Below are 22682 nucleotides of genomic sequence, written 5' to 3'. Positions count from 1 at the left end.
GAAACACTGCCATCGCGATCTATACTGCTAGGTAGTGTTTCGCGCCGAACAGGCCCTCTTTGCTGATGCTCGGGCCAAAGGGAGTACTTATGCAGACCGGTTATCACACCCTCAATGACCTATTCGCCCAGTTGGGGCTTGGCTCCGACGACAGTGCCATCGAAGACTTCCTCAGCCGCCATCACCTGGCGGGCGAGGAAAAACTGACCCGGGCACAGTTCTGGAGCGAGAGTCAGCGCAAGTTCCTGCGCGATGCCATTCTGGAAGATTCCGACTGGTGCGAAGTGGTGGATGAGCTGGACGCGCTGTTGCGGCACTGAGAGCGATTGGGGGAATGTCGCGGGACGGGCCGTGGTCGCTGGGCCGTTGGGAGTACCCTCTGATGGGCCAGCACGGCTATAATGCGCCGTTTTCTTCCGGGGGCATTGGCCGCCTGGTGCTTATTCCCCGATCTCTGCTGTCCGCAATTTATGGAAAAACCCCGTTTTCGTGCCGCCCTGCTGCACCCGCGCTACTGGTTGACCTGGCTGTTGTTCGGCCTCTGGTTCGTGGTTGCGCAATTGCCCTACAACTGGCAGATGGCGCTCGGTCGCGCCCTCGGCCGGCTGATGCTGCGTTTTGCCCACAGCCGGCGCCACATCGCCGAGCGCAATCTCGCACTGTGCTTCCCCGAGCTTTGCGCTGCCAAGCGCGAGCAGCTGCTGCGTCGTAACTTCGCCTCCAACGGTATCGCACTGATGGAAACCGGTATGGCGTGGTTCCGCTCCAGCCACTGGCTGCGCCGGCGCTTCACCATTGAGGGGCTGGAACATTTGCAGGAACCCCACCGCCGCGGGCAGGGCGTGGTGATGATGGCAATGCACTTCACCACTCTGGAAATCGGCGCCGCCTTCATGGCGATGAGCCATCCGGTGGATGGTATGTACCGGCCGCATAAAAATCCCGTCTATGACTACATTCAGCGCAAGGGGCGCGAGCGTCACGGCGAGGATTCCGAGGTCTACCAGCGCAAGGATGTGCGCGGCATGCTGCGCGCGTTACAGAAGGGGCGCGCGGTGTGGTACGCGCCGGATCAGGACTACGGCATCAAACAGGGTGTGTTTGCGCCGCTGTTCGGCATTCCTGCTGCCACCGTAACCGGCACTTCACGCTTCGCCCGTGTCGGCCGTGCCCAAGTGGTGCCTTACACGGTGACGCGCCTGGAGGGTAAGGGGTTCTATCAGGTCAGGGTGTTCCCGGCGATCGATCAAATTCCGTCCGGGGACGAACTGAAGGATGCGGTGCTGGTCAATCAGTTTGTGGAGGCGCGCATGCGAGAGAACCCGACCCAGTACATGTGGGTGCACCGCCGCTTCAAAACTCGCCCCGAGGGCGAGGAGCCGTTTTATCCGCCGCGGAAAAGACGGCGCAAGAAACGCAAAATTTGATCAATATCTGCCGGGCTCATCGCCGTGCAACAGGATGATCCTTTTGCGCTGGCATCGAACTGGCGCGGTCAGTAACATACCGCATTCATTTTTTGGCGGTACAGGCCGGCGATAGGCCGGTTGGAGAAGGAGTTGCAATGATTTCCGGCAGTATGGTGGCGCTGGCCACACCCATGTATGCAGACGGCAGCCTGGATTGGGACAAACTGCACGAGCTGGTGGAATGGCACATCGAACAGGGCACCCGTGCGCTGGTAGCCGTGGGCACCACCGGTGAATCTGCCACCCTCGATGTGCACGAGCACCTAGAAGTCATCCGCCGCGTGGTGGACCAGGTTGCCGGGCGTATCCCGGTGATCGCCGGTACCGGTGCCAACTCCACCACCGAAGCCATTGAACTCACGGCCACCGCGGCCAAATGTGGTGCGGACGCCTGTCTGCTTGTGACTCCCTACTACAACAAGCCCACTCAGGAGGGCCTGTACCAGCATTACAAAGCGGTGGCCAAAGCCGTCGATATCCCTCAGATCCTCTACAATGTGCCCGGGCGTACCGCCGTGGATATGCTGCCGGAGACCGTGCGTCGCCTGTCAGCGGTTGCCAACATCGTCGGCATCAAAGAGGCTACCGGGAATATGGAGCGCGCACGCCAGATTCTCGACATGGTGCCCGAGGACTTTGCTGTCTATTCCGGCGATGACGCCACCGCCGTGGAACTGATGCTGCTCGGCGGTCACGGTAATATCAGCGTGACGGCGAATGTGGCGCCGGCGGCGGTGGCGCAGATGTGTGAAGCGGCGCTGGCGGGAGATGCGGAGACTGCACGCGCCATCAATCAGCGCATCGAAATATTGCACAAAACGCTGTTTGTGGAGTCCAACCCCATACCGGTGAAATGGGCACTGAAAGAAATGGGCCGTATCGACAGTGGCATTCGCCTGCCGCTCACTGGCCTGTCCGCCGAGCACCACGGCGTGGTGCGCGATGCGCTGCGTAGTGCGGGCGTACTCTGACTGGCAGAAAATTTGCGGCGGCGGGAAACGTTTTCCCCGGCCTTATGGTCAATACCGCACAGGACGATTGCGATCGGGACTGATTCGACAAGGTACGAATAATGACAAAATTTACCGCCGGAGCCCTGCTGTGTGCTGCGGTTACCACTCTGGGTGGCTGTGGCATCTTTGGCAAGGACGGTTATTTCCGCGACCGCGGTGACGACTATCAACTGGCCGATAGCCTGCCGCCGCTGCAGATGCCGCCGGGCGTTACCGCCAAACACCAGGAAGAACTGTACGAGGTGCCGCAGATCAGCGGCGAGGTGGAGCGCGGAGCATTCGAAGTGCCGCGTCCGCAGGCGCTGTCGGTCAACGTGGGACTCGACCGGGTAAAAATCCAGAAGCTGGGTAACCGCCGCTGGGTGTTGGTGAACCAGCCGCCAGATGAAGTCTGGCCGCAACTGCACTACTTCCTGCGCTCGGCGGGCCTGCAACTGGCGATGTCCGACGCCGGCGCCGGCACCATGGAAACTACCTGGCTGACCTTCGGCGAAAATCCCGATACCAAAGACAAGTACCGCCTGCAGGTGGAGTCCGGTGTACAGCCGGATACCACGGAAATCCACGTGCGCCACTATTCCGCTGCGCTGAATGCGCCGGCAAGCGCCCCCGTGGATTGGCCAGCTCAGTCCAGCAGTCCCGAGCGTGAGGGCTGGATGATCGATGAAATGTCCAATGCCCTGGCGGCGGACAACAGCGGTGCCGCCGCGTCCCTGGTGGCCCAGGCCATCGGCGGTGGCAAGGTGAAGGTGCAGGTGATGGAGCCGGCGGGAAGAGAGCCGTATATCGCCCTGGGCCTGGGGATGAACCGCGCCTGGGCCACTGTTGCCCACGCTCTCAATACCGGCGCCTATCGGATGCACAAGGAAGACGCGGATATCGGTGTTTTCTACGTGACCTACGACACCGACCGCGAACTGTCCGAGGAAGATAGTGGCTGGTTCTCCAGCTGGCGCTCCGGTAAGGACGACGACAAGCAGGCCAAGGCCGCGGACGCCTACAGCCTGCAGCAGGTGCTGGCCAATATCGATACCAGCTCCAGTGCCGAGCCGCGCTTGTTTGCCAACCTGCAGGGGCTTGGCGGTGCACCTAACAGCAATATTCCGGGATACCTGGTGGTGTTGCGCGGTGAAGGTGAGTCCATCGAGGTACGTATCCGCAATACACGCGGTCAGCCACTCAGCCGCAACAAGGCATCAGAGCTGTTGATGGCGATTCGCCAGAATCTGATCTGACCCGGGCTCGTATATGGCGATCAGGTTTGCCTCCCTGGGTAGTGGCAGCAAGGGCAATGGCACTCTGGTCGCTTCCGGCGACCACTGCCTGCTGGTGGACTGCGGCTTCACCATCAAGGAGACCGAGCGGCGCATGGCGCGACTCGGTCTTTCCCCCGCGGAGCTCTCCGCCATTCTCGTCACTCATGAACACAGCGACCATATGGCCGGCGTTGGTCCGTTGGCGCGCAAATACCAGCTGCCGGTCTATCTCACCCCCGGCACCCTGCGCGCGCGGGACTTCGGTGCGCTGCCCTCGGTGCACCTGATCGAAGGGCATCAGCCGTTCACTGTAGGTCATATACAGGTTACCCCGGTGGCGGTGCCCCACGATGCCCGCGAGGCCGCGCAGTTCGTCTTCCGCAGTCGCGGCAGTTGCCTCGGGCTGCTGACGGATCTCGGTACCATCACGCCCCATGTGGAATCCCATTACGGCGACTGCGATGCGCTGGTACTGGAAGCCAATCACGACCCGATGATGCTGGCGCAGGGACCGTACCCGCCATCCCTGAAGCGGCGTGTTGGCGGCGCCTACGGACATCTCAGCAACCAGCAGGCGGCAGGCTTTCTGCAGCGTGTCGGCAGCCAGCGGCTGCAGCATCTCGTGGTTGCCCATATCAGTGAAAAGAACAACAGTCTGGAGCTAGCCCGCACAGCCCTTGCCGAGGCCGCCGCCCAGGCCGCCAACTGTATTTTTGCCTGCCAGCAGGAAGGATTTGACTGGTTGCAGATCCAAAAGGCAGAGTAGACCTTTATTCCGGCGCCAGTGAGCGGGACAGGTGATCGCCGCTCCGGCGCGACCCTTCCCGATTCAGCAAATGGAGTTTTCCCTGGTGGCTGCACTCGATTTCCTCACCCGTACCGACAGCGGTGCCCTCTACGGTAGGCCCGGCCTCGACCTGCTGCTGATAGAGACTGGCCTATGCCGCGCAGTAATTTCCCTGCAGGGCGCGCAGGTACTGGAATTTGCTGCAACCGGCCGCGCGCCGCTTCTGTGGCTGAGCCCCGACACGCCGTTTGAGGCGGGCACCGCGGTGCGCGGTGGTGTACCCCTGTGTTTGCCGTGGTTCGGAGAAAACCGGAAAGACCCGGCGAAACCCAAGCACGGCCTGGTGCGCACACAGCTCTGGGAGCTGGCAGAGTGTAAAAAACAGGCCGACGGAAGTGTGGAACTGGCGTTGCGCTTCCGCCACGTCGGGGACGCGCTGTTCGCCGCGAGTTTTGACTGTTGCCTGAAAATTGGGCTGGGCTCCAGCCTCCGTTTTGAGCTCGAGCTTACCAACACCGCCGACCATGCGGTGGAATACAGCTGGGCCCTGCACAGCTACTTTGCGGTGGAAGACGTAAACGGGGTGGAGGTGGAAGGGCTCGACGGTGGAGAGTTCCTCGACAAGACCCGCGGCTTCGCCCGCTATCGTCTCGATGGCATGCAGACCTTTGACGGCGAGGTGGACCGGGTGTTCGAGGATGCGCCGGCCCGCCAGGTGATCCATACCCCCAATCCGATCACTGCAGAGAGCGAACATTGCCATACGGTGATCACCTGGAACCCCGGGGCCGAGCTCGCCGCCACCATTGCCGATATCGGTGTGCGCTACCGCGATTTCGTCTGTGTGGAGCACGGCAATGCGTTTGCCAACAGCTGGCTGCTGAGCGCGGGTGAATCTGCCCGCGCGCGCCTGATTCTGGCGCGCTGATATTTGTCCAAGTGCGTCATCAACCCGAAGCAAGGTGGGAGGTTCCATGCAATCCGGACTGATTCATGCCTATCTGCTCGATGGGCGCGGTGCTGGCCGGCGCCTGCAGTGGCCGGAGGTGAAACAGTGGACACCGGACCAGGGCTGCCTGTGGCTGCATTTCGATTACACCGATAATGACGCCCGCGCCTGGATCAATGGTGCGGCCAACCTCGATCCGCTGGTGGCGGATGCGTTGCTGACGGAAGAGACCCGCCCGCGCACCACCAGTATCAGCAACGGCCTGTTGCTGGCACTGCGGGGGGTCAACCTCAACCCGGAATCCCAACCGGAAGATATGGTCTCCATCCGGCTGTGGGCGGAAGAGTCCCGGGTCATCAGCACCCGCCGGCGCCGCCTGCTGTCCATTGACGATCTGTGTACCCAGCTGGACAGCGGGCGTGGACCGATCGGCACCGCGGGCCTGGTGGTGGAAATTGCCGATCTGCTGGTGTGGCGGATGAGCGATACGGTGGACAACTTCGAGGATGTGATCGACGAGCTGGAGGATCGGGTCGTGGAGGGCGCGAGCGCCAATCTGCGTCTGGACCTGGCAATGCTGCGCAAGCAGACGATCACTCTGCGCCGTTACCTGTCGCCTCAGCGGGAGGCACTGGCGCGGCTGCTGGGGGAAAAGCTGGAATGGATCCGCGAGGCGGATCGCCTGCAATTGCGCGAAGTAAGCGATCGCCTGTTGCGGCATATCGAGGACATTGATGCGGTGCGCGAACGCGCGGCGGTAACCCAGGAGGAGTTAATGAGCCGCATCTCCGAGCAGCTCAACAGCCGCATGTATGTGCTCTCCATTATCGCCGCCATATTTCTGCCACTGGGTTTCCTCACCGGCCTGCTGGGTATCAATGTCGGGGGTATTCCCGGCTCTGAAAATCCCCACGCCTTTCTCATCTTCAGTGTGTTACTCATCGTAACCGTGGCAGTTCAGCTGGTGGTTTTCCGCTGGAAGCAGTGGCTGTAGTGGCCTGAGCGCGGTCAGGCGAACACGGTTACCGTCTGCCGCGTAAGTGCCATCAGCTCGCCGCGGCTGTTCCACAGCTTCGCCTGGATCACGGCGTAGCCGTCCTCCGCCTGCTCTACCTCCGCCAAGTACTGCCACCAGTCGTCGCAGCTGGCGTTTGCGACGGCCATTGCGGCGGGCATCAGTTCCACCGTCCAGGTCAGTGAGCTGGCGGGCGCAACGGTTTTCAGCATCGGCAGCACCGCCGGCGGCCAGGCGTCGATTAGGGCGAGCAGGTGAGCGATGGTGACAGGGCCGGAAGACTCGCGGAAGCGAACCCAGCCGCCGATACGGCCTTCGTGATGGCCGCTAAAGGGGAGTGCGCCAACGCCAATCCGGTAGTCAAAGTGCTGGGTAAACTCCGGGACCACACCCTCGATATAGGGCAGGGGCTGGCAGGCATCCGGTGCGGGAAGCCCGGGGAAGGCGTCGTTGCTGACGGCAATTGACGATGCGCGCGGTTTGCCAAAGCTCGCCAGGGCGGCGGTGACGACCTGCTCGCCATTTTCCTGCGGTTGGCTGGCGTGGGCTTCGATCTGTACCGCGGAGCGGCCCGCGCGGAGTACCCGCGCACTGGTGTGCAATGCACCCGCTTCCGCGGGGGCCACGAAGGATATGGTGAGGGAGCGCAGGGGCGTGTCTGCCACCGGCCCTCCGGTAGCCAGCTGCAGTGCGGTTTCGATACGCTGGTACAGCATCGCAGCCACAAGACCGCCGAAGGTCGCGCGCCCCTGAGACCATCCCACCGGAATGGTTGCTGTTTCGTCGCTGCGCGCCGACTGGAGAATATTGCTGAGGTTCATATCCGCGGGGCCTGCTCTGGCTTGGATTCTTGTGATTGCATTGCGATCAGCTGAAGCTGTGGTCGGTGTCAGGGAACATCCCGTTTTTCACGTCTTCGGCGTATTTGCGCAGCGCGCCGGGGATATCACCCGCTTCAACCAGGAAATTCTTGGAGAACTTCGGCGGCTTTTCGGTGAGACCGAGAATGTCGTTGATCACCAATACCTGGGCGTCGGTGTGGGGGCCCGCGCCGATACCGATGGTGGGCATGGTGACGGCATCAGTGATGCGTTTGCCGAGTTCTGACGGCACGCACTCCAGAACCAGAAGGTCTGCGCCCGCTTCGTCCAGCTGCACCGCATCGTTCAGGATTTCCCCGGCCTGATCGTCGTCGCGCCCCTGCACGCGGAAGCCTCCCAGCTTGTGCACCGACTGCGGTGTCAAACCCAGGTGTGCGCACACGGGGATACCGCGTTCGGTCAACATTTTTACGGTGGGTGCCAGCCAGGCGCCGCCTTCGATTTTCACCATGTGCGCGCCCGCCTGCATGATGCGGGTGGCGTTGGTAAGTGCCTGCTCCGGGGTGGCATAGGTCATGAAGGGCAGGTCGCCCATGATCAGGGATTTTTTGTTGCCGCGGGCCACCGCCTCTACGTGGTAGATCATCTGTTCCATGGTGACCGGGATGGTGCTGTCGTAACCCAGTACGGTCATCCCCAGAGAATCGCCGATCAGTACGGTTTCCACTCCGGTCTTCTGCGCCATCGCGGCCATGGGGGCATCGTAGAGGGCAACACAGATGAACTTTTCTCCATCCGCCTTCATCTTGCGCAGGGTCTGGACCGTAATGGGTTTTGTCAGCTCACTGGGGGCGTAGGGCATGGTAATTACTCACTCATCTTGGGGGCGGGGCCCGGCTTGTATCGGGGGTGACCCCGGAAACTCGAACGGCGGATGCGTGGAAACTTATCTGCCGGGATTGTAGTAATGGCGGCCGCTCTTGATCTCGAGCAGGTACTCCACCAGCTGCAGGTAGTCCCGCTGCTGGTCGACGATGTCGATCTCGGCGCAGTTCACGATCAGCAGGGGTGCCTGGTCGTAGTAGTGGAAGAAATTGGTGTAGGCCTCGTTGAGGGTGGCGAGATACTCGTTGCTGATACTGCGCTCGGCGGCGATCCCGCGCTTGTGGATACGCTGCTGCAGTACTTCGAGGGGCGCCTGCAGGTAAATCACCAGGTCCGGCTTGGGGGCCTCCAGGGTCAGGTGCTGGTACACCTGCTGGTAGAGCGCCAGTTCGTCGCTGTCGAGGGTGACCTCCGCAAACAGGTGATCCTTTTCGATCAGGAAGTCTGCCACCCGCACCGGCTTGAACAGGTCGTCCTGGCGCAGGGCCTGTATCTGTTGTGAACGCTGTAGCAGAAAGTGCAGCTGGGTGGGGAGTGCTGCGCTTTTCGGATCGCGGTAGAAGCGTTCCAGGAAGGGATTGTCTTCCGGCAGTTCCAGCAAGGTGTCGTAATTGAACGTGGCCGCGAGCTTCTTCGCGAGGGTCGTCTTGCCGACACCGATATTGCCCTCGACGGCGATAAAACGCGGTAAATGGCGCTCCCGCAGGTTCAGTTCCTGTGCCAGGCGTTCGGCGCTGTAGTCTCCGGAAAGGTTCTTATCGGATACGGAGGATTTTGTCACCGGGGATACTCCCTCTTGTTCCCTTATTACAGTCGATACCGGTTATTCCAGTCGATGCAGGCGGTTGAATGGGCATTGTGCCAACAATGTCTGCAGCGGGGTACCGTCGGGCATGGTCAGATCCGGTGCGAGTTCCGCAAGCGGTTCCAGCACAAAATTGCGCTCGGACATACGCGGGTGTGGAACACACAAACGCGCGGTGTCCAGTGTTTCGTTCCCATACAGCAGGATATCGAGATCCAGAGTGCGCGCCCCCCAGCGCAGGACGCGCTCACGACCATGAAGGTTTTCGATGGCCTGCAGCGCATCCAGTAGCGTCTCCGCATTCAGTTCGGTATCGAGACTGGCTACCGCATTGACGTAATCCGGTTGCTCGCCGGGACCAATGGGGGCGCTGGCGTAAAAACCGGAACACCTGAGAACCTGCGTCTGCGGAATCTCCCGCATGCGCGCCAGCGCCGTCTTCAGTTGGGCCGCTGGGTGTTCAAGGTTGCTGCCGAGGCCAATATAACAGCGTGTCACTTGTGATTTCCGCTCAACTTGACGGATGTTCCGCGCCGCCCTGACGGCCGCGATTGCCGCGGTTACGGCCGCCGCGATTGCGTCGCCCGCGACCCTTGCCGTTACCCTGGGCACCGCCGCGGGGGAGGTCGCGTACCATCTGCAGGCGCTGCTCTTCGTCTGCTTGCTGAAACTCGGTCCACCACTGACCGAGGCCCGCGGGAATCTCGCCGCTGTCTTCCCGCAGCAGCAGGAAGTCATAGGCCGCGCGGAATTTGGGCAGTTCCATCAAACGGAAGGCGCGTTCACCCGCACGGCGGGGGAGACGGGACTGCATATCCCAGATCTCGCGCATGGGCATGGTAAAGCGTTTGGGTATGGCCGTGTGCACCAGCTGATTGCTGGTGATTTTCTGCGCCGCCTGGGCCAGCGCCGGTACCGGCGGAATACCCTTGCTCTCAAGGAATTGTTGCTCGGAATTGACCCCGGGCCACAGCAGGGCGGCATACAGAAATGCGGGAGTTACCCGCAGGTCTTCGCGGATACGGGTATCGGTGTTACGCAGGGCCTGGCGGGTGAGGGCCAGGGCCTCCGGATTGTCCAGCAGGCGCGCGTTGTCCGGGAACAGGTGTTGCCACAGGTGGTACTGCCGCAGCAGCTCGAAGGTGCGTTCGCCGTGGCCGCTCATCAGCAGTTTCAGCACCTCGTCGAACAGGCGCGCGGGTGCGATGTTGCGCAGTAATGGCGCCAGTTCTTTCAGGGGTGCGGCAGTGGCGGGTTCTATATCAAAGTCGAGCTTTGCGGCGAAGCGCACCGCGCGCAGCATGCGTACCGGATCTTCCTTGTAGCGTGTTTCCGGGTCGCCGATCATTCGGATCAGGCGTTGTTCTATATCCCGCAGGCCACCGGTGTAGTCGTGGATTTCGAAGCCATTGGTGGTGTAGTAGAGCGCATTGACCGTGAAATCCCGGCGAATCGCGTCACTCTCCAGGTCGCCGTAGACATTGTCCCGAAGCAGCATGCCGTGTTCGGATTGTTGTGCCTCATGCTCCTCGCCATCGCTGTGGTGGCCGCGGAAGGTCGTGACCTCGATCACCTCGCGGCCGATACGCGCATGCAGGATACGGAAGCGACGCCCGACGATACGCGAGCCGCGAAACAGCTGGCGCGCCTGCTCGGGCGTGGCATCGGTCGCCACGTCAAAGTCCTTGGGATGGCCGCCCAGCAACAGATCGCGCACACCGCCACCGACGATATACGCCTCAAACCCGCTTTCCTGCAGACGTTTCATCACCGTGAGCGCCGCGCGACTGACATCCCGGCGGGACAGGCTGTGTTCGCTGCGGGGAACGACCACTCGGGCTACGCCATTATTACCAGCCTTTTGCCTGGATGGCTGGCTCTGGGACGATTTTCGAGAGGAGTTCTTGCGCGGCGGGTCGCTGCGGCCATGTGCGCCAGATAAAGGGGAAGTGTTTTTCTCCGCAGTGTTACCATCAGCGGCTTTCGATTTGTTGTGCCAGCGTTTGATACTGCTGATCAGGGAATTGAACATACGGCTTACTGTGTTATCCGCAGCCCTGAATCGAGGGCGGCTGTACGGTTGATCCTGGTGTCTCAAAGCGAGGTGGCACCGGGATGGCGGTGTTCCTGACTCGTATGGGGGCGGATTCTAACACACACAGCGCAACGCACAGCTGCCGGTCCCGCTCCTTGCGGGGGCCAGCAAATGCGTGCATTCATTGGAAAAGAAAAGAAGGGAATTATTCTTATTCGGTATGAAGGCAGCGGCTTCCTTGCGCTATCAATTTGCTTTTCAGCAAACCCTCTCCCAGGCACAATCAGTCAGTTTGTCACGTGCTTGTCGTTATTTTTGTTGTCTTCTACAAGTTATTGTTCTTGTTATTTCTCTTTATTCTTATTGTTTATTGTTGTTTTTAGTTCTTATTACTTTTTGTTTATTTTTATTGTTGTACTGAGCCTTATTGTTGTTATTGCTCAAATTTTGCTCCGGTCATCGATCACTTTGGCTTTTATTATCGATCTGCCCGTTCTTATTATTTTTATGTTGCGCCCACTTATTGTCAGTTGTTATTAGGGCTTAAACAGTCATTTATTTTTATTCTTGGCTGTTCTTGATGTTTGACCTATACAAAGCAGATTGCGTGCCAACTTTAAAAAGTTCTTATAAATCAATAACTTAAAAATTTAAGGAACTTTTTTACGCAGTGGAAACACAGTTTTCCGTTACGCAAGGTACGGCAATTGTTACTCGCCTGTGAGAGGGGGTAACACTTTCACTTGTTACCAATTTATCCCCCGATGAGAATCCCGCGCACACGTGTGCCCACGAGGTTGTACTCGCGTAACCTATTGATTCAGAAAGAGTTAATTGGCGATTCTTCTCGGGGAGGTGAGGTGCGGTAAGACTGTGCCCTGTGCCCACGGGGGGCGAGAGAAGGTGGCGATGCCGGGTTATCCCCTTGCGAGACCGTCTGCGGCCCGGATGGCCGCAGACGAGCCCCCAGGGATAGGTTGAGGAGGGGCGCCTAGCTCGTGTCTCGCAAGGGGATACCCGGTAGCGGCACCGCCACAGAATTTCTACGAAGTGCTAGCGATGATCTGTAAATGGTTGTCGAGGGGGGAGGCGGTCTCAGACCTCTTCTTCCGCCGTACGCTTGGACTTCTTGCGCGGAATACCGAGCTTCTGACGGCGCTCCCACAGGCACTTGCGGCTCACACCCAGCTTCTTCGCCAGATCCGTCTCGCTCATCGTATCCTGGTGTTCCAGAACGAAACGCGCGAAGTAGTCCTCCAGTGACAGATCCTCCCGAGGATCCGAGTGCAGGCTGTTGCGCGGGCGGCGCTCCGGATCCGCTTCGTCGATTGGGACCAGGTCCAGATCAATATCCAGGGTCTCGTGGTCAATTTCGCTGCTGTCCTCGGTGAGAATCACCGCCCGCTGGATTGCATTTTCCAGCTCGCGTACGTTACCCGGCCAGGTGTAAGTCGTTACCGCCTGAATGGCCTCCGGTGAGAACTTGAGTATCGGGCGGTTGATTTTGACGCAAAACTTCTCGATCAGATTCTCCGCAATGGACAGTACATCCTTGCCCCGCTCCCGCAGCGGCGGCAGCGTCAGCTGAACCACGTTGATACGGTAGTAAAGGTCTTCTCGGAAGCGACGCTCCGCGGCCAGTTGGCGCAGATTGCGGTGGGTCGCCGCCACCAGACGCACATTCACTTTGCGGGACTCGATCGCGCCGATGGGGCGCACTTCGCCCTCCTGTAGCACCCGCAACAGACGGGCCTGTGCTTCCAACGGCAACTCGCCGATTTCATCGAGGAACAGGGTGCCACCGTCGGCGGCGGCCACCAGACCCTCGCGGGCGCTCTGGGCGCCGGTGAACGCGCCCTTTTCGTGACCGAAAAGCTCGGCCTCGATCAGCGTTTCCGGAATCGCCGCACAGTTCACGGAGATCAGAGGCTTACCATTGCGCTTGCTCTCCTCGTGGATTGCGCGTGCGACCAGCTCCTTACCCGTGCCGGTCTCACCGTGTACCAACACCGTGGCATCGGTGGGAGCCACCTTGTGGATGCGGGCGTAGAGATCCCGCATCACCGGGCTGTCACCGATCATGCCCGCAATCGCGCGGCCCTCGGCCTTGCTGTCGGCAGCCGCGGCACCGGCGGCACGATTCTGCTCCGCCTTGCCAATTACCCGGCGTACGGTGGCGAGCATTTCGTCGTGATCGAACGGCTTGGCGATATAGTCGGCGGCGCCCATACGCATGGAGTCCACCGCTGAGCGCAGGCTGGCGTAACTGGTCATGATCAACACCGGCACATCGCCCGCAAGCTTCAACAGGTCGGTACCGGGGGCGCCTGGCAGGCGCAGATCTGAGATGATCAGATCCATGTCCGCGAGACGATACTTGGTGGTCGCTTCTCGTACGGAGCCGGCTTCACTGATCTTGTAGCGGTGCCTCTCCAGCAGCTTGCGCAGGGCTGTGCGGATAATGGCTTCATCTTCTACGATCAGAATGTGGCTCATATGTTACGCCTGGTTACAAAATGTTCAGAGGGGCCTAAGTTTTACCTGTCGGGCGTTTCTATGCAACCCAGATTCCGACGAATGCTTAATTTTTGTTCGATTTTCCGCCATTTGTGGGTAACAAATTGTAGGGCGATCGTACGCTAATTGGGGGCTTCAAGCGGTAACTGCACAATAAAGCGGGCGCCACGACCCGTTTCCAGATGGGCGGGGCTCACCAGCTCCAGCTGTCCGCCGTGCTCTTCCACAATGCTGTAGACCATGGCGAGTCCAAGTCCGGTGCCTTCACCGGGTTCCTTGGTGGTAAAGAATGGCTCCAGAATCCTGTCGCGGTGTGCCGGGGAGATACCGGGACCATTGTCGGTTACCGCGATACACGCGAAGCCGGTGCGCAGGTAGCCTTCAATCTCGATGTGCCCACCGTCCGGGCTGGCGTCGCGGGCGTTGCTCAGCAGATTGATGAATACCTGAATCAGGCGCTGGTTATCACCGAGCGCGATCAGGTCCGCGGGCACAAGGTTGGCGAAGGTCACCTGAGTTTTGTCTCGCTGCAATGAAAGCAGCTGTACCGCTTCTTCTACACAGGCGTGCAGGTCCACCGGTGCCTTCTCCCGGTCCTGGGTGCCGCTGTGGGAAAAACTTACCAGCGAGTGCACGATACGGCTGATACGCTGGGTCTGACTGAGTATCTGATCTGCTGTTTCCAGCACTTCCGGGTTATCGGACTCGTACTGGAGGTTCTGCGCCAGACAGGCAATACCGGTAACCGGATTGCCAACCTCGTGCGCCACGCCGGCGGCGAGGCGCCCCACGGATGCCAGGCGCTCACTGTGCATCAGTTCCTGCTCCAGCACCTGGGTCTCGGTAATGTCCTCCACCAGCAGCATCTGGCCATCGCCGCGGCTGTCTTTGTTCCGGTTGCCGTCGCGGCCGTACTTTTTCTGTTTGAGGCGGGTTTTGTGCAGGTTCAGCCAGTGGCTGCTGCCGTCCATATCGACCTGCTGCTTGAAACGGCTGGCGTCTTCCGAGTGAGCAAACTCCGTCAGCAGGGTGCGCCAGGGCTCGGGCAGATATTCGAGCTTGGAGCCGATCACCTCGCTGGCGGCAACGCCGGTCACCTCCGCCATGGCGTAGTTCCACAGCAGGATCTCACCATCGCGTCCCAGTGAGCAGGCGGCCATCGGCAGTTCTTCCAGCATCTGGCGGTGGTAGAGGCGCAGGTTATTCAATTCCGCGGCGAGGCCGGTGAGTTGATTTTTATAGCGGCTGAGGCGGGTCTCGATCAGGTGGATATCTTTATTGGCAGGCTGGTCGCTGGTCACGAACGGCAGGTGGCGATCCACGATTTGCCCGGCGAGCACCCGTCCCAGCAGGCCGGACAGGTTGGCTTCGAGTTTGTCGCGCAACTGGCGCAAGGCGTAGGGGCGGCGCTCATTCTCCGTCAGGTTGAGCTGGCGCAGAGCGCGGCTCACCTCCTGGCTGGCGGTGGCAGCGCCGAGACTCTCCGACAGACGCTGGCGGAAATCTGCGGCGGATTGCACATCCAGTTCCAGGCGCAGGGCCTGGCTGATGGAGTCGTCGCTGCACAGATCGGCGGCGTAGCGCTCGAGGCTCGATGTGGGGGTGAACAGCGACAGGCCCACAAACAGCAGTACGTTCATCGACAGCGACAAGGTGGTGATCTGCGGCCAGATCTCCATGCCCAGTGGTATTCGATAGTCGCCAAAGGCGATACCGCTGTTGCCCACCATCGCCGGGAACAGCAGTCCGGCGGCCCAGATCAGCATGCCGACGAGCAGACCAGCGATGAAGCCACGGCGGTTACCCTGAGGCCAGTGGATCACCGCAAAAATACCCGGCAGGAACTGCAGCGAGGCAATAAACGCAATGATCGCCAGATCGGACAGCGACAGGCGGTTATTCAGCAGAAGGTAGAACCCGAACCCGGCGAGAAACAGCGCCGCCACCAGCGCGCGGCGCAGCCACAACAGCTGGCGGTACATGTTGTCTTCGGATTGCCAGCGGGTGCCGGGCAACAGCCAGTGGTTCATCACCATGGTGGAGAGCGCGAGCGTGATCATGATCAGGGCGCCGGTGGCGGCGGAAAGACCACCGACAAACGCAAGGATGGTCAGCAGTGCGGAACCGCTGGCGCGCGGTACGGCGAGCGTAAAGTACTGCACCGGCTCGGCCACATCCAACGCGAAGCCAGCCCACATGATGGGGAAGATCGGCAGCGCCATCAGCAGCAGAAACAGCGGAAAGCCCCAGCTCGCGGTGCGCAGGCCCAGGGCTGCAGGGCGTTCCGCGATGCTGAGATAAAAAATATGCGGCATGGCCACGGCGGTGGCGATAAACACCAGCAGCAGAGTGTGGGAAGAGCCCTGCTTGATTGGCGAATACAGCAGCTGCTGCATGTCGTTGTTCTGCGCCAGCCACTTGTCGAGCCCGCCGAGCCCTCCGAACACGCCGTACACCGCATACAGCCCAACCGCCAGCAATGCCAGCAGTTTTACCAGGGATTCCAGCGCCATGGCACTGGCGAGACCCGCACGGCGCTTGCGTGACGCGCCGTAGGTACTGGTGAACAGCGCCAGCAGTACACAGTAAAAAAACGCGATCAGGTCCTTACTCGTAACCCCGCTGTCCGGCAGTGCCAGTGCCGCTACATTGTCCCGTGACAACAGCGCCAGAGTCTCCGCCACCGCCTGAATCTGCAGTGCGATCAACGGCAGCAGGCCCAGCAGCATGAACAGGGTGGCGAGGGTGCCCGCCTCGCGACTGTGGTAGCGGAACACCAGCAGATCCGCCGGCGAAGTAAGTTGGTAGCGCTGGGCCAGGCGCGCCAGCGGTTCAAGGGCCACCGGGGCGAACAGGAACATGGCGCCTGTGCCGAGATAGTAGGCCAGTACGCCATAACCATGCTGCCAGGCCAGGTCGATGATGCCGTAATAGGTCCAGGCGCTGAGAGAAACCCCCAGCGACAGCACATAGAAAAACGGATGGCGGACCCAGTTACTCGGCAGCCAACCCTTGGAGGTGGCAAAGGCGACAAAAAACAGCGCGAAAATGTAGGCGACGCCGATCAGCGCGATATTGACGATCTCAAAGGTCATCGGGGCGACGCCTCCGCTGGATGAAGATCGCCAACAGGATCAGGACGAACCACAGGATAAAGGGGCGATACCAGGCGCCGGTGGGGTTGATCATCCAGGTGAATACGGTAGGGCTGAATACATAGCCCACCAGTACCAGCAGGATTAGCAGGGTACGGTTGCTCATCAAAGACCTGTCGGGGTCGTCCTGCGGTGAGGCAGCTTGGAGAAAATATGGCGCAAAATGTTAATGCCCCGTTGGGGCACAGTTCAACCACTGATATTTCGCGGCAAATTTTGCATCCAGTAACAGCCTGCTCCAGCCTATTGATGCAACCGGCGATTGTGGCGATTCACTTGCTGGCGCTGCCAGTGGGCAGTGGCCCAGGCGAGCAGGTGGTGAGGCTGCTCCAGTGATAATTCCACTGGCGGGCGAAGCCCGAGAAAGCGCAGCGCCTGCAGCAGGTTGTCGGTGGGGCGGCGATCATCCAGCGCCGCGGCGTGATTCTGTTTGCTCAACTTCTGCCCGGTTTCGTTCATCACCAGCGGCAGGTGGCCGAAGCCCGGTGGTTCTGCGCCGAGGGCTCTGAACAGCTGGCACTGAACCCCCGTGCAATCCAGCAGATCGGCGCCGCGCACCACCCAGGTCACGCCCTGCTGGATGTCGTCCACCACGACGGCCAGCTGGTAGGCGAAAAGACCATCCTTGCGCTTCAGGATCGGGTCTTCAGAGGTTCGCTGGGACTGGGGGCCGTGCCAGAGATCGAGAAAATGTTCGTCCTCGCCCTCACTGCAGAAGCGCAGGGCGGCAGGCGTGCCGGAAACCGGAGAGCCTTGCCGGCAGTCCGCGCGCCGGTGGCCGCCCGCACGCCGGATCTGTTCTCGGGTGCAGCCGCACGCGTAAAGCAGATTATTCTCCTGCAGCTGATCCAGTGCGCGCTGATACAGGTGGTGGCGTTTGCTCTGCCATTCGACGGGGTGCGGACTGTGTAATCCGTGGACATCCAGCGAATGCAGAATTCGTTCCGCGGCCCCGGGCATTTCCCTCGGCGGGTCCAGGTCTTCCATACGTATCAACCAGGTGCCGCCATGAGCCACGGCGTCCAGATAGCTGCCGAGGGCGCACACCAGCGAACCAAAGTGCAGGGGACCTGTAGGGGATGGCGCAAAGCGCCCGATGTAGCGTGGGGGCGTCATGGGGATAGTGCGTCGGGCAAACTTCGCGGCAAGTGTCTGCCAGGTGGGCTTGCCGCGAGAACCCGTCCATGGCATATCGCCTGGCCCGGCCGGGGCCGTTCCAGGCTCTCACGGCGTCTGCGGCCCTCATGGGGCGTGAGTCCACTTAGCGAGCGGTGCCCGCTAAGTGCGCGGCGTTATCCCGAGATTTGCTTCTCTTTGATTTCCGCCAGGGTTTTGCAGTCCACACACAGCGTGGCGGTGGGGCGCGCTTCCAGGCGACGGATACCGATTTCGACGCCACAGGCTTCGCAGAAACCGTAGTCGTCCTGATCGATCAGTTCGATCGTGGCGTCAATTTTCTTGATCAGCTTGCGCTCGCGATCGCGGGTGCGCAGTTCCAGGCTGAATTCCTCTTCCTGGCTGGCGCGATCCGCCGGATCGGGGAAATTCGCAGCTTCGTCCTTCATGTGCGTTACGGTGCGATCCACCTCTGCCATGAGTTCGGCCTTCCAGGCCAGCAGCAGATTGCGGAAATGCTCCTGCTGCTTCTCATTCATGTACTCCTCGCCCTTCTTTTCCTGATAGGGCTCGAAGCCGTGCAGAGAATCGGATTTCGCAGCAGTATTGGGCATAGTCATTGCCTCTCTCGTAATACGGGCCCTGTTTTATAGGGGCACTACAACCAAATTCAAGCCTTGCAGGCTCAAAGCCTAAGCGACCGCAGGCTGTATCCTCAGGCCGCCGCGGCGACCAAGGCGAGGAAACTATCAAATCTCCGGGAGCCGCGCCACAAAATGTTGCCCGCGCGGGCCTCTGTCGACAATCCTCCGGCCGGAAGAGTGTCGAATGGTGTATTCTGGCGGCCATTTTTTCGACGGCCCGGGAAACATTCCGGTCAAAACTGACTTGTTTACAGGATGCATCGTGAAACTTGATCCGGCCCTTGGCGAGGGTGTGCTGTTGCGACGCTACAAGCGTTTCCTCGCCGATATCCAGCTTCCATCAGGTGAAATTATAACCATTCACTGCCCCAATACCGGGTCAATGAAAAACTGCTGGGTGGAAAATGCGCCATGCTGGTTTTCGGATTCCGGCAACCCGAAGCGTAAGTATCGCCATACGCTGGAAATCACCACCACCCCGGAAGGGGCGCTCGCCGGAGTGAATACCGGTCGCGCCAACGCTCTGGTGGAAGAAGCGGTACGCGACGGAGTGATTCGCGAGTTGCAGGGCTACGACAATTTGCGTCGCGAGGTGAAATACGGTGAGGAAAACAGCCGTATCGACCTGCTGTTGAGTCGTGGTAATGACGACTGTTATGTGGAAGTAAAAAACGTCACCCTCGCCGAGGGCGCACGCGGGATGTTCCCGGACGCGGTGAGCACGCGGGGGACCAAGCACTTGCGCGAACTGCAAAAACTGGCGGAAGCCGGCGTGCGTGCGGTGCTGTTTTACTGTGTTCAGCACTCGGGCATTGAGACAGTGGAAGCGGCAGCCGAAATTGATCCCGCGTATGCACAGGCGCTGGCGCAGGCCGTTGAGGCGGGGGTGGAGGTAATTGCGTACCGCGCGGTGCTGACAGCGGGCGAAATCCGCCTGCGCGAGCCGGTTCCGTTTGTGAGGTAACCCGCTGATCTGTCGGGAGCCCACCTCTTCATCGGTCTTGTCGTCAGTCTGCGAGAATCACGTACAGTCCGTCCTGTGCGTACTCCACCGGTACCGGCGTCAAGGCGTCTCCGGCGCAAGGGCCGGCAATGCACTCGCCGGTACTGATCTCGAACAGCGCGCCGTGGCTGGCACACTGGATCAGGGCTTTTTCCGAATCCAGAAACTGATCCGGTTGCCACTCGAGATTGATGCCCCGATGCGGGCAAATATTTCTGTAGGCGAAAACCTCGCCGTCTTTTTTTACTGCAAACACATTGTCCATGCCCGCGCTGTTATCGCCGAGGGAAAAGCCTTTGGAGTCACCTTCGGTGAGATCTTCATAGCGGCAGAGAAAGTGTTTTTGCATGGGTTGCCTTCGCGCTGTCGTCGTAACGGCCTGCGAGTGTAACGAATCAGGGCGCCGCGAGCACCAGCGAGGTCTGCATTGCCTCGCCGTCGCGAAGATAGTCCACCTGTACCCGGTCACCGGGGCGGCGGTTTTCCAGCACATTCATCATGTCGTCGTAATTGCTGATGGGATGGCCGTCAATGCCGACTATCACATCCCCCAGCTGCCAGCCTCCGCGCTCACCACGATATACGCCGCGCAGTCCGGCCTTCTCCGCCGGCAGGCCCGGAGCGGTGCGCAATACCGCAACGCCCTTGAAGTCATACTGGCTCGCCCATTGATCCGGCGCGGACTCAATACCGAGGATGGGGCGCACCAGGCGGCCGTGGGCAATCAATTCCGGCACGATCTTCTTCACGGTATCCACGGGGATGGCAAAACCAATTCCGACACTCGCGCCGCTGGGGCTGTAGATAGCCGTATTTACGCCGATCAGCCGACCACTGCTGTCCAGCAGCGGGCCACCAGAGTTGCCCGGGTTGATGGCCGCGTCCGTCTGGATCACGTTGCGGATGGTGCGATTGCCGGCGGCCTCGATTTCGCGTCCGAGTGCACTGACCACACCGGTGGTCAGGGTGGTGTCGAGACCGAATGGATTGCCGATGGCCAGCACCTTGCGGCCCACGGCGAGTCCGGAGGAATTTCCTGGCACCAGGGGTTTCAGCCGTTCCCGTGGCGCACGGATCTTGACCACCGCCAGATCCTTTTCCGGCGCCGAGCCCACCAGCTCCGCCGACCACTCGCTGCGATCCTGCAGGGTAATGGTGATTTTGCGCGCCTTCTCGATCACATGGTAATTGGTCACCACGTGACCCTGATCATCCCAGATGAACCCGCTGCCAGCGCCTTTCGGCACCGTGTGCAGCCGCAAGCTCCAGCGGTCCCGCACCAGGGTTTCGTTGGTCACATACACCACCGAGGGACTGGCGAAATTAAACACCTGCATGGTGTTCACTTCATCATCGGTGGCGAATTGGGGTGGGGGTGTTTGGGCCTGCGCCGTAAACAGCGGAGTGAAGAGCAGAAGCAGGAGCGCGCGGGCAGGCAGTGTTCGGAAAGCAGAATGGAGAGATATGGCCATGGGTGGTTTCTGATCCGTAGTTATCGTTCGACACGGCCGGCCCGCAAGTGGAACCGGCTGTGCTCGCAATCGCGTTAACGGGCAGAATTCTGCAGTGCCAGGATCCGATCCTCAAGGGGCGGATGGCTCGCCAGCAATGCGGCCATGCTGTTGCCGTAGATGCCAAACGCCTTCATGTTGGCGGGCAGCGGCTGTTCGCGTCCGGCTTCCGATTCCGCCTTGATGCGCGCGAGTGCGGCGATCATGGCGTTGGGGCTGGCGAGATGCGCACCGGCGGCGTCGGCGCGGTATTCGCGGCGGCGACTGAACCAGGCGACGATGATCATCGCGAACACGCCGAACACCATATCCATGATGATGGAGGTGATGTAGTAACCGATGCCAAGGCCCTGCTCATTGCGCAGCAGTACCCGGTCGACAAAGAAACCTACGAGACGCGCAAAGAACATTACGAAGGTATTCACCACGCCCTGAATGAGGGCCAGTGTCACCATGTCTCCGTTGGCCACGTGACCGATTTCGTGGCCGATCACGGCGCGCGCCTCGTCGCGATTGAAACGCTCCAGCAGACCGGCGCTCACCGCCACCAGTGCATTGTTGCGGTTCCAGCCTGTGGCAAAGGCATTGGCCTGGGGCATGGGGAAAATGCCCACGTCCGGCATGCCGATACCGGCTTTTTGAGACAGTTCGCGCACAGTCTCCACCAGCCAGCGTTCATCCGCGGTTTGTGGCTGGTCGATAATCTGCGTGCGGGTGGACATGCGCGCTAGGGTTTTCGACATCAGCAGTGAAATCAGTGCGCCGCCGATACCGAAAATTGCACACATCAGTAGCAGCCCGGGCTGGTTCAGATTGACGCCGTTGGCGTCGAGAATGCCCTGGATACCCAGCAGATTGAAAATGATGCCCACCAGCAGCATGACAGCCAGGTTGGTCATCAGGAAAAGCCCTATTCGCAGCATCAGCCTTCTCCAAAAAGAATGTTGTCAGGGAGATTCAGAACCATGTTGGTTCTGAGATAAAGAATGGTCGGGAATCCATCTTTGGGGCAGTGCTTTTTTTGCATTTGACCAGAGTGTCTCTGTTCCGGCTTTAATAGGGTCGAGCAGCGCCGAAAACAAGGGCTGACCAGATGGATCCGGCACTGAATGCGTAAAGTTTGTTATACCGGCCCGCGATCACTCGAACGGATGGATGTCGCATGGCGAGATGAACGAAAATATGCCGGTCAGTAGAAAGCGTTGCGTAAGCGCAATGTAAGAATGGTCGACTCAGGCGCTATCTTTTCGCGAGAGCAATTGCTCCGCTTCGCTCACCAGATTGGCCTTGAGGTCGGGATCGAGATCATTCCAGTGCACGTCCAGCAGGGCGCCCTGCAGTGCATAGAGCAGAACCCGGGAGGCATTGATCCCGCGGCGGCGGATACTGGCGAAGGCTTCCACCGGGCCTACCCTATGCAAATCTTCCAGGGTGCGTATGCCAATGGAATGAAGAATATTGACGGAGGCGAGTCCCAGGTTTTTCAGTTGTAACAGCTCTGATTGACTTGGGTGCATAAATTCCTTCCCTGAACGGTTGAGACTCTCTGGTTGTCGTTTACAACCAAATCCCTTTTCCACGTAAGCCGAGTCCGTGGATACATCCTAACCTGCCACTTTTGGCCCACTCCCGAGCCAAATTACAACTGGCGTGCAACATAGCACAAAAAAATAAAAGGCCAAACCGCAGCGGTTACCAGCA

The 22682-nt window shown here is 60.1% G+C and carries 22 protein-coding genes; 8 read left to right on the top strand and 14 right to left on the bottom strand.

Annotated elements, in window-relative coordinates:
* The first annotated feature begins 89 nt into the window (after positions 1 to 89).
* The 7 genes from C3938_RS02910 to zntB all read left to right on the top strand — a co-directional run bounded on the left by C3938_RS02910 (position 90) and on the right by zntB (position 6468).
* Positions 90 to 320, top strand: coding sequence for a DUF2789 domain-containing protein (locus tag C3938_RS02910; protein WP_105101750.1), 231 nt, complete (start codon positions 90 to 92; stop codon positions 318 to 320).
* A gap of 150 nt (positions 321 to 470) precedes the next feature.
* Complete coding sequence (gene lpxL, locus C3938_RS02905) at positions 471 to 1427, top strand: LpxL/LpxP family Kdo(2)-lipid IV(A) lauroyl/palmitoleoyl acyltransferase (RefSeq protein ID WP_105101749.1); 957 nt, start codon at positions 471 to 473, stop codon at positions 1425 to 1427.
* A gap of 137 nt (positions 1428 to 1564) precedes the next feature.
* Positions 1565 to 2440 carry a 4-hydroxy-tetrahydrodipicolinate synthase gene (dapA, locus tag C3938_RS02900; protein WP_105101748.1) on the top strand — a complete coding sequence of 292 codons (876 nt, stop codon included), beginning with the start codon at positions 1565 to 1567 and terminating at the stop codon, positions 2438 to 2440.
* A 101-nt stretch (positions 2441 to 2541) separates the two neighbouring features.
* Complete coding sequence (bamC, locus tag C3938_RS02895; protein WP_105101747.1) at positions 2542 to 3717, top strand: outer membrane protein assembly factor BamC; 1176 nt, start codon at positions 2542 to 2544, stop codon at positions 3715 to 3717.
* Positions 3718 to 3730: 13 nt separating this feature from the next.
* Positions 3731 to 4504 (top strand): MBL fold metallo-hydrolase, encoded by a 774-nt coding sequence (locus C3938_RS02890; protein ID WP_105101746.1) that lies wholly within the window; start codon positions 3731 to 3733, stop codon positions 4502 to 4504.
* A 70-nt stretch (positions 4505 to 4574) separates the two neighbouring features.
* Complete coding sequence (locus tag C3938_RS02885) at positions 4575 to 5453, top strand: D-hexose-6-phosphate mutarotase (RefSeq protein ID WP_105101745.1); 879 nt, start codon at positions 4575 to 4577, stop codon at positions 5451 to 5453.
* A gap of 46 nt (positions 5454 to 5499) precedes the next feature.
* The gene (zntB, locus tag C3938_RS02880) at positions 5500 to 6468 is read left to right on the top strand and encodes a zinc transporter ZntB (RefSeq protein WP_105101744.1); all 969 of its coding nucleotides are present in this window, start codon (positions 5500 to 5502) and stop codon (positions 6466 to 6468) included.
* Positions 6469 to 6482: 14 nt separating this feature from the next.
* Here zntB and C3938_RS02875 read toward each other — a convergent pair whose 3' ends face one another.
* The 10 genes from C3938_RS02875 to dksA all read right to left on the bottom strand — a co-directional run bounded on the left by C3938_RS02875 (position 6483) and on the right by dksA (position 18437).
* Positions 6483 to 7310, bottom strand: coding sequence for a thioesterase family protein (locus tag C3938_RS02875; protein ID WP_105101743.1), 828 nt, complete (start codon positions 7308 to 7310; stop codon positions 6483 to 6485).
* A gap of 46 nt (positions 7311 to 7356) precedes the next feature.
* Positions 7357 to 8172, bottom strand: a complete 816-nt coding sequence (gene panB, locus C3938_RS02870) for a 3-methyl-2-oxobutanoate hydroxymethyltransferase (protein WP_105101742.1) — start codon at positions 8170 to 8172, stop codon at positions 7357 to 7359.
* A gap of 84 nt (positions 8173 to 8256) precedes the next feature.
* Complete coding sequence (locus C3938_RS02865; RefSeq protein ID WP_105103192.1) at positions 8257 to 8919, bottom strand: deoxynucleoside kinase; 663 nt, start codon at positions 8917 to 8919, stop codon at positions 8257 to 8259.
* A gap of 99 nt (positions 8920 to 9018) precedes the next feature.
* A complete protein-coding gene (folK, locus tag C3938_RS02860; RefSeq protein ID WP_199775478.1) occupies positions 9019 to 9498 on the bottom strand; it encodes a 2-amino-4-hydroxy-6-hydroxymethyldihydropteridine diphosphokinase in 480 nt (159 codons plus the stop codon).
* Positions 9499 to 9511: 13 nt separating this feature from the next.
* Positions 9512 to 11032 carry a polynucleotide adenylyltransferase PcnB gene (gene pcnB / locus C3938_RS02855; RefSeq protein ID WP_199775477.1) on the bottom strand — a complete coding sequence of 507 codons (1521 nt, stop codon included), beginning with the start codon at positions 11030 to 11032 and terminating at the stop codon, positions 9512 to 9514.
* 1098 nt (positions 11033 to 12130) lie between these two features.
* Entirely contained in the window at positions 12131 to 13531 is a 1401-nt protein-coding gene (locus C3938_RS02850; RefSeq protein WP_105101740.1) for a sigma-54-dependent transcriptional regulator, read from the bottom strand.
* Positions 13532 to 13674: 143 nt separating this feature from the next.
* Positions 13675 to 16647 (bottom strand): ATP-binding protein, encoded by a 2973-nt coding sequence (locus C3938_RS02845; protein ID WP_105101739.1) that lies wholly within the window; start codon positions 16645 to 16647, stop codon positions 13675 to 13677.
* Positions 16637 to 16813, bottom strand: a complete 177-nt coding sequence (locus C3938_RS18025) for a hypothetical protein (RefSeq protein WP_166220175.1) — start codon at positions 16811 to 16813, stop codon at positions 16637 to 16639. The genes C3938_RS02845 and C3938_RS18025 overlap by 11 nt, the downstream gene beginning before the upstream one ends.
* Positions 16814 to 16950: 137 nt before the next feature.
* Positions 16951 to 17898 (bottom strand): tRNA glutamyl-Q(34) synthetase GluQRS, encoded by a 948-nt coding sequence (gene gluQRS, locus C3938_RS02840; RefSeq protein WP_233998616.1) that lies wholly within the window; start codon positions 17896 to 17898, stop codon positions 16951 to 16953.
* 101 nt (positions 17899 to 17999) lie between these two features.
* Positions 18000 to 18437: an RNA polymerase-binding protein DksA gene (dksA, locus tag C3938_RS02835; RefSeq protein WP_105101737.1), complete on the bottom strand. Its 438-nt coding sequence runs from the start codon at positions 18435 to 18437 to the stop codon at positions 18000 to 18002.
* 292 nt (positions 18438 to 18729) lie between these two features.
* Between dksA and sfsA the strand changes: the two genes are divergently transcribed.
* Positions 18730 to 19431, top strand: coding sequence for a DNA/RNA nuclease SfsA (gene sfsA, locus C3938_RS02830; RefSeq protein ID WP_105103191.1), 702 nt, complete (start codon positions 18730 to 18732; stop codon positions 19429 to 19431).
* A gap of 43 nt (positions 19432 to 19474) precedes the next feature.
* On the opposite strand, the gene C3938_RS02825 is transcribed toward sfsA, so the two are convergent.
* From C3938_RS02825 to C3938_RS02810, 4 genes are all read right to left on the bottom strand, one after another.
* Positions 19475 to 19819 carry a Rieske (2Fe-2S) protein gene (locus C3938_RS02825; protein WP_105101736.1) on the bottom strand — a complete coding sequence of 115 codons (345 nt, stop codon included), beginning with the start codon at positions 19817 to 19819 and terminating at the stop codon, positions 19475 to 19477.
* Positions 19820 to 19865: 46 nt separating this feature from the next.
* Positions 19866 to 20807 (bottom strand): S1C family serine protease, encoded by a 942-nt coding sequence (locus tag C3938_RS02820; protein ID WP_325027365.1) that lies wholly within the window; start codon positions 20805 to 20807, stop codon positions 19866 to 19868.
* A gap of 209 nt (positions 20808 to 21016) precedes the next feature.
* Positions 21017 to 21904 (bottom strand): protease HtpX, encoded by an 888-nt coding sequence (gene htpX, locus C3938_RS02815; RefSeq protein ID WP_105101734.1) that lies wholly within the window; start codon positions 21902 to 21904, stop codon positions 21017 to 21019.
* 309 nt (positions 21905 to 22213) lie between these two features.
* On the bottom strand, positions 22214 to 22498 hold the full coding sequence (locus tag C3938_RS02810; protein WP_105101733.1) for a TfoX/Sxy family protein: 285 nt from the start codon (positions 22496 to 22498) through the stop codon (positions 22214 to 22216).
* Positions 22499 to 22682: the final 184 nt, after the last annotated feature.

It is taken from the genome of Microbulbifer pacificus, from assembly GCF_002959965.1.
GTDB lineage: Bacteria > Pseudomonadota > Gammaproteobacteria > Pseudomonadales > Cellvibrionaceae > Microbulbifer > Microbulbifer pacificus_A.
Note: the sequence above shows the minus strand (reverse complement) of the source record. Positions and strands in the feature narration are given on the sequence as shown.

Coding starts and splice junctions, on each gene's coding strand:
- C3938_RS02850 (WP_105101740.1), bottom strand. CDS start 13,531: ATGAGCCACATTCTGATCGTAGAAGATGAAGCCATTATCCGCACAGCC.
- C3938_RS02825 (WP_105101736.1), bottom strand. CDS start 19,819: ATGCAAAAACACTTTCTCTGCCGCTATGAAGATCTCACCGAAGGTGAC.
- gluQRS (WP_233998616.1), bottom strand. CDS start 17,898: ATGCCATGGACGGGTTCTCGCGGCAAGCCCACCTGGCAGACACTTGCC.
- dksA (WP_105101737.1), bottom strand. CDS start 18,437: ATGCCCAATACTGCTGCGAAATCCGATTCTCTGCACGGCTTCGAGCCC.
- C3938_RS02910 (WP_105101750.1), top strand. CDS start 90: ATGCAGACCGGTTATCACACCCTCAATGACCTATTCGCCCAGTTGGGG.
- dapA (WP_105101748.1), top strand. CDS start 1,565: ATGATTTCCGGCAGTATGGTGGCGCTGGCCACACCCATGTATGCAGAC.
- C3938_RS02885 (WP_105101745.1), top strand. CDS start 4,575: ATGGAGTTTTCCCTGGTGGCTGCACTCGATTTCCTCACCCGTACCGAC.
- lpxL (WP_105101749.1), top strand. CDS start 471: ATGGAAAAACCCCGTTTTCGTGCCGCCCTGCTGCACCCGCGCTACTGG.
- pcnB (WP_199775477.1), bottom strand. CDS start 11,032: ATGTTCAATTCCCTGATCAGCAGTATCAAACGCTGGCACAACAAATCG.
- C3938_RS02890 (WP_105101746.1), top strand. CDS start 3,731: ATGGCGATCAGGTTTGCCTCCCTGGGTAGTGGCAGCAAGGGCAATGGC.
- panB (WP_105101742.1), bottom strand. CDS start 8,172: ATGCCCTACGCCCCCAGTGAGCTGACAAAACCCATTACGGTCCAGACC.
- C3938_RS02845 (WP_105101739.1), bottom strand. CDS start 16,647: ATGACCTTTGAGATCGTCAATATCGCGCTGATCGGCGTCGCCTACATT.
- C3938_RS02810 (WP_105101733.1), bottom strand. CDS start 22,498: ATGCACCCAAGTCAATCAGAGCTGTTACAACTGAAAAACCTGGGACTC.
- bamC (WP_105101747.1), top strand. CDS start 2,542: ATGACAAAATTTACCGCCGGAGCCCTGCTGTGTGCTGCGGTTACCACT.
- htpX (WP_105101734.1), bottom strand. CDS start 21,904: ATGCTGCGAATAGGGCTTTTCCTGATGACCAACCTGGCTGTCATGCTG.
- C3938_RS18025 (WP_166220175.1), bottom strand. CDS start 16,813: ATGAGCAACCGTACCCTGCTAATCCTGCTGGTACTGGTGGGCTATGTA.
- zntB (WP_105101744.1), top strand. CDS start 5,500: ATGCAATCCGGACTGATTCATGCCTATCTGCTCGATGGGCGCGGTGCT.
- C3938_RS02820 (WP_325027365.1), bottom strand. CDS start 20,807: ATGCAGGTGTTTAATTTCGCCAGTCCCTCGGTGGTGTATGTGACCAAC.
- C3938_RS02875 (WP_105101743.1), bottom strand. CDS start 7,310: ATGAACCTCAGCAATATTCTCCAGTCGGCGCGCAGCGACGAAACAGCA.